Origin of the sequence: Chryseobacterium jejuense, from assembly GCF_017877355.1 — a bacterium.
Lineage (GTDB): Bacteria > Bacteroidota > Bacteroidia > Flavobacteriales > Weeksellaceae > Chryseobacterium > Chryseobacterium jejuense_A.
Map to the genome: position 1 here is coordinate 22326 of NZ_JAGIPR010000021.1, position 6000 is coordinate 28325.

Annotated in this window: 7 protein-coding genes; all 7 read left to right on the forward strand. The window is 33.7% G+C overall.

Features of this window, described 5'->3' with window-relative positions:
- Positions 1–117: 117 nt before the first annotated feature.
- Positions 118–540 carry an acyl-CoA thioesterase gene (locus J2772_RS23910; RefSeq protein WP_245365325.1) on the forward strand — a complete coding sequence of 141 codons (423 nt, stop codon included), beginning with the start codon at positions 118–120 and terminating at the stop codon, positions 538–540.
- Positions 530–913, forward strand: a complete 384-nt coding sequence (locus J2772_RS23915; protein ID WP_209921519.1) for a hypothetical protein — start codon at positions 530–532, stop codon at positions 911–913. The genes J2772_RS23910 and J2772_RS23915 overlap by 11 nt, the downstream gene beginning before the upstream one ends.
- Positions 914–959: 46 nt before the next feature.
- Positions 960–2444, forward strand: a complete 1485-nt coding sequence (locus tag J2772_RS23920) for a serine hydrolase (RefSeq protein ID WP_209921522.1) — start codon at positions 960–962, stop codon at positions 2442–2444.
- 72 nt (positions 2445–2516) lie between these two features.
- The gene (locus J2772_RS23925) at positions 2517–2963 is read left to right on the forward strand and encodes a 6-pyruvoyl trahydropterin synthase family protein (protein WP_045500594.1); all 447 of its coding nucleotides are present in this window, start codon (positions 2517–2519) and stop codon (positions 2961–2963) included.
- Positions 2964–2987: 24 nt separating this feature from the next.
- On the forward strand, positions 2988–3758 hold the full coding sequence (locus J2772_RS23930; protein WP_209921525.1) for a UDP-2,3-diacylglucosamine diphosphatase: 771 nt from the start codon (positions 2988–2990) through the stop codon (positions 3756–3758).
- 195 nt (positions 3759–3953) lie between these two features.
- Entirely contained in the window at positions 3954–4946 is a 993-nt protein-coding gene (locus J2772_RS23935; protein WP_209921527.1) for an acyl transferase, read from the forward strand.
- 176 nt (positions 4947–5122) lie between these two features.
- Positions 5123–5668 carry a hypothetical protein gene (locus J2772_RS23940; protein WP_209921530.1) on the forward strand — a complete coding sequence of 182 codons (546 nt, stop codon included), beginning with the start codon at positions 5123–5125 and terminating at the stop codon, positions 5666–5668.
- The last annotated feature ends 332 nt before the right edge of the window (positions 5669–6000 follow it).

Sequence of the window (6000 nt, forward strand, 5' to 3'; positions counted from 1 at the left end):
CAATCTATTGAATATTGCAAAACGGAATCAGATCAGTCTGGTTCCGTTTTTTTATACACTAAATATGAGTTTTTTGTATGAAGATTCATGAGAAACCTTTTATTTTAAATCTTAAATTTGAGTAAATATTTCAATGAGATGAGTTTGGTATATGAAAAACAGATTAAAGTAACGGAAGAACATATCGATCAGAATAATCACGTCAATAACGTACAATATGTACATTGGGTAGAAGAAATAGCAGCAGAACATTGGGATCTCTTAAAACATAAAACAGAATATGAAAATGATGTCTGGATGCTTCTGGATCATCACATACGATATAAAAAACAGGTTTACTTGGGTGATATTATTATAGTGAAAACTTATCCGCAGGCTCCGGAAGGAGCTAAGCAACCGAGAAAAGTAGAGTTCTATTGCAATGATGAACTGGTAGTGGATTCAAGCACACTTTGGGTTTTGTTTGATATGGAAGCAAAGAAAATAAAACGGTTGGAAAATAACTGGCTGGAGAAATTAGAAAAGCAGAGTGAAGACTAAACTAAGAAAAATAGTGGTAGATCAGATAGAGTATTTATATTCTGTTACAGATCAGTTTCATTCCGGAACGGAAACCAATACACTTACTGTAAAGATATTTTTAAGCGGTGAAAAGCATACTCCATTAATTATTGATTTTCTAACTGTTGATGATTACCTGATGGGACAGCTCTTAAATTCCGGAATCTTTTTGATGAATACAATAACAAATTCAATAGAAAGAGTCAATATAAATGAACCGAAGTATATACAAAAGTTTATTTTAAAGGGAAGAGAAAAGGGCTGGAATGGGGGAAATAGGATGGAAAAACAAAATGGACTGGATTATTTAGCTGAATTGGGATATGAAATTGATTCGTTGAAGCCTAAATAAAACGTGCTGAATATTTAGAGATAAAATTCATAAATTTTGTAACATAATGAAGCTTGAAATTGTCTTATCAACGATAGATCCACAAACAATGAAGCAATCCATACTCGCAGCCCTATTTTTTAATGTATCCATTTTAGGATTCAGTCAGACAACAGAACAGTCAAAAGCCATTGACAACTATATAAAAAATGTTATCCAAATCAATGAAATTCCTGGAATGGCTGTAGGAATTGTAAAAAATGATAAAGTAACCTTCCAGCAGTATTATGGGCGTGAAAACCTTGAAAGTGATGAAAAAGTGAGTTCTAAGTCCATGTTCAGGGTGTATTCTACTACGAAACTAATTGCCAATGTTGGACTTTTTAAACTTATTGAGGAAGGAAAGGGATCGCCGGATGATAAGATTTCAAAGTATATAGATAATCTGCCTAAAGACTGGCAAAATATACAGGTGAAAAATCTTCTTTCTCATTCTTCAGGGCTTCCGGATATGGCTGATGTTAAAGATCTTCCTGAAAAAGCAACCTTTAATGAAGTTATTCAACGGTTGTCAACTGAAAAAAATGAATTTGAAGCCGGAGATCATTATAGGTATAATCAGACGAATTATATGTTGATGAGTATGATTATTGAAAAAATAACCGGAAAAGCTTTTGAAGAATTTATTCTCGAAAATCAATTTCCGGAATCCAGAAATCAGGTGGTTTTTTCTTCCAATTCTGTTGAAAAAATCCCTAATAGAGTAGGGAAATATAATTATAATCCTGAGAGGAAGCTGTATGAGAAGCTAACTGAAATTAGTGGTGTAAGAGCCCATGCTGCCAATGGTCTGGCGGTTACTCTTCCTGCTTTTCTACAATGGAGCATCCATTTCAGTAAAAATGATTTTCTGAAACCGGAAACAAAGAAGATGATGTGGAAGCCGTTTGACTATAAAAATAATGATTGGGAATTCGGATATGGTTGGGAAATTACAGATAATAATAAGACAAAATCATATGGTTTCTCAGGAGGAAATGTAAGTGCCTACAGTATTTTTCCGGATAAGAATATGGCTATTGTTATCATGTATAATGCCAATAAAGGGTTTCCTGTAATGTACCAAATGGTCAATCATATTGCAGGAATTATAGATAAAAACCTGATGGAACCTTATATGTTGGCTGAAGAAATTACTATCGCTGAATCCTTGGTTCATCCCAATCTGAAGAAGGAAGTATATGGATACAGAATCGAAAATGACAAAGTGGTTTTTTCCTATCAATATCCTAAGAACTCAAGTACGGAATTCATTAAGAGTGTTTCAGTGGCAGGCGCATTTAATAATTGGAATATGAATGATTCATCTTATCAAATGATTCCTAAAAAGAATAATGTCTTCGAGGTTGCAGTACCGATATCTCAGTTTGAAAAAGGAAAGAGCTATGGCTTTAAGTTTGTGATGAATAAGAGCGGATGGTTAACGATCCCTTACAATACGGCTAACACAGACGGAACGCAGGATAATAATTTATCTTTAAAAATTGATTAAAAATATATTTGAAAATCATTGTAATAGAGACAGTCTTTTCTTTGTTAAGCGGTTTTGTCATATCTTTGCAGTATGATACGTATTACAAAAATTTTTACATTCGAAACAGCCCACGTACTGTACAACTACGATGGGAAATGTAAAAATATGCATGGACATTCCTATAAACTGTTTGTAACAGTAAAAGGAAAACCGATTAATGATATTGATAACCCTAAGAATGGGATGGTAGTTGATTTCGGAGATATCAAAAGTATCGTAAAATCTGAGATCGTAGATGTTTGGGATCATGCAGTGCTTTTAAATGCACTTACTCCCCATAAAGAGTTGGGTGATGATCTTGAACAGAAAGGCCATAAGGTAATCTATTGCAGCTTCCAGCCAACCTGTGAAAATATGCTGTATGCTATTGCTGCCAAAATAAAATCAAGACTTCCGGAAGGAATTTCTCTGGCTTATCTTAAACTTCATGAGACTGAAAACTCTTATGGAGAATGGTTTGCAGAAGACAATCAATAATTATTATCCCATAAAGTTCACACGGTGTTAAAAACAACAATTAATTTAGAACCTGGAAAAAAAGTATACTTTGCTTCAGATCAGCATTTCGGTGCACCTACTCCTGAAGAAAGTAAGGTACGTGAAGAAAGATTTATACGATGGATGGATCAGATCAAGGAAGATGCACAGGTTTTATTTTTAATGGGGGACCTTTTTGACTTCTGGCATGAGTGGAAACATGTGGTGCCTAAAGGATACGTTCGTGTTTTAGGGAAAATTGCAGAACTCAAAGACAGAGGAATCCATATTTATTTTTTTGTAGGAAATCATGATCTTTGGATGAAAGATTATCTTGAAGAAGAAATTGGATGTACAGTTTTTTACCAGAAACAGTATTTTGAAATGGGTGGAAAGCAGTTTTTGCTAGCCCATGGGGATGGCCTTGGACCTGGTGATAAAGGATACAAAAGAATGAAAAAAGTCTTTACCAATCCGATAGCACAGTGGTTTTTCAAATGGCTTCACCCTGATATAGCGATGAAAGTTGCTTTGTATCTTTCCCAGAAGAATAAAATGATCTCAGGAGAAGAAGACAAAGCGTTCTTAGGAGAAGATAAAGAGTTTCTCATTATTTATTCCAAAGAAAAGCTGAAGACTGAGAAAATTGATTATTTCGTATACGGGCACCGTCATCTTCCTATGGTATTGGATTTAGGACAAAATTCAAAATACATCAATTTGGGAGACTGGATTTCCTATTTTACCTATGGCGTTTTTGAAAAGTACTTTGAACTGAAGACTTTCGAGTCATAAAAACAAAAAAATTACCCCTAAAAAGAGGTAATTTGAGAATGAGTGGGGGACTCATTCTGTTTTTAATCCATATTCCGATTAAGTACTTGCAAGAAGTTTACCAAAGTCAGATTTTGATATTAAAAAAACATTAAATAAAAATATTTTGTCCAAATAATTGCTTTAAACAGAAGTAATAAGACGATTGAAAAAATTATGGAACCGAAAAATATATTCAACATAAAAACCGAACAGGATTTCCTGGATGCATCATTGAAAACATTTCGTTATCAGTATGAAAATGTTGAGATATATAGAAAGTTTGTAGATTATCTAAACATCAATCCGGATGAGGTTAACAATGTATCGGAAATTCCTTTTCTTCCGATTGAAATGTTTAAAAACCATCAGATTCTGGATAAAAATGTGACCACGGACTTATTTTTTCAGAGTTCCGGAACTACGCAGATGAATCTTTCAAAGCACTTCATAGCCAACACCAATTTGTATGAAGAAAGTATTTATAAAAGTTTTGAACAATTCATCGGAAAACCTGAAGATTTTATTTTCCTTGGGTTACTTCCAAGCTATCTGGAAAAACAGAATTCATCATTGATTTACATGGTAGATTATCTGATGAAAAAATCTGCAAAACCTGAAAACGGATACTTCCTCTACAATCATTCTGATCTTTTCAATCTTTTAAACCGGTTACGGGATAAAAAAGTAATTCTGTTCGGAGTTTCCTTTGCTTTATTAGACTTCTTAGATTATTGTCATTCTTCGCACAGCGAAGAATCTCTAAGTATTCCTGAAAACCTAATCGTCATTGAAACCGGTGGAATGAAGGGCAGAAAAGAAGAAATGACAAAAGACGAACTGTTGAAAATTTTACAGGAAGGCTTCAAAACAGATAAGATTTACTCAGAATATTCAATGACAGAGTTGTTATCTCAGGCTTATTCTCTGGGAAACAATGAATATAAGTGCCCTAATTGGATGCGAATTAAGATCAGAAACGCTGAAGATCCTTTCTCTTATGAAAAAGAAGGGAGAACAGGGGCTATTAATATCATTGATTTAGCCAATACTCATTCCTGCTCTTTCATTGCAACTCAGGACTTGGGGAAAATAATAGGCGATAAATTTCAGGTGCTTGGAAGAATAGATCACTCTGATATTCGTGGTTGTAGCCTTCTGGTGAGTTAGGAATTTGTATGTTTAGGAATTTATGGTCGGGTTTTAAGAGTGAAATTCAACATTTAAAGTTTAGTATTTAAAATTGATAGCTGTCAGTTGTTGGTTTTGCTCTTCTCATCTCAAGTCTTTTATCTCTTCGTCTATTATCCATTATCTTAACTCTTCACCATTAACATATTCACATCATGCTCAAAATAGAAGAACTTGTTCACACATACATTCATACCCACTGCGATTTTGAAAAAGAACTCGTACTGACTAACTATTTCCAGGCTGATTGGGAAGCGGATATGCTTATTATTGATGCGGAAGGAATGAGCCATGAAATTGAGATCAAGCTTTCAAAAAGTGATTTTAATAACGACTTCAAAAAATCATACTTTAATAAAGATACAGGAGAAAAATTTCTGAAACACGATAAAATTTCCTGTGGAGACTATGTCTGTAATGCTTTCAGCTTTCTATTGCCAATGGGAATGGTAAATTCCAATCTCATTCCGGAGCATTGCGGAATCATTGAGTTTTACCATAATGCAGATACCTGGGACACGGAATTCTATCTTATCCGTCCCCCAAAAAGGCTTCACGAAGATTCTTATTGGAAACTGAATGATAAAGACCTTTTCATAAGAAAAATGGCTTTAAATCTGCTTCAACGTAAAATGGAAATCAAAGGAAAACATGAAGAACTCATTTTTAAAAATCCTTTTGATCTTAAAAATAAAAAATAAAAAAATCATTTCTTCTAAAATAGAATGGAACTGATGAAAACTAAACCTGTTAGGTTTATACTATACATTATCTCTTATCCCTTATCTTTTACCCTTTTACCACATAGCTAAATCACTTGCTTCATCAGCGACAAAGTCACTCTTCTTTGCTCTCCAAAAATAAAGCCTTCTTATAATAAACTTTGCGTTTAACAATAAAAGTAAGTCTTCATATTAAAAAATAGAAAAATCCCGTCATTGGACTGCCCCCAAAAAGTTAGACACTTTTTAGGGGCATTTTTTATGTATAGAAAAGAAAAATTTAGCGTTGCTTTCAAATTAGAATGTATTAA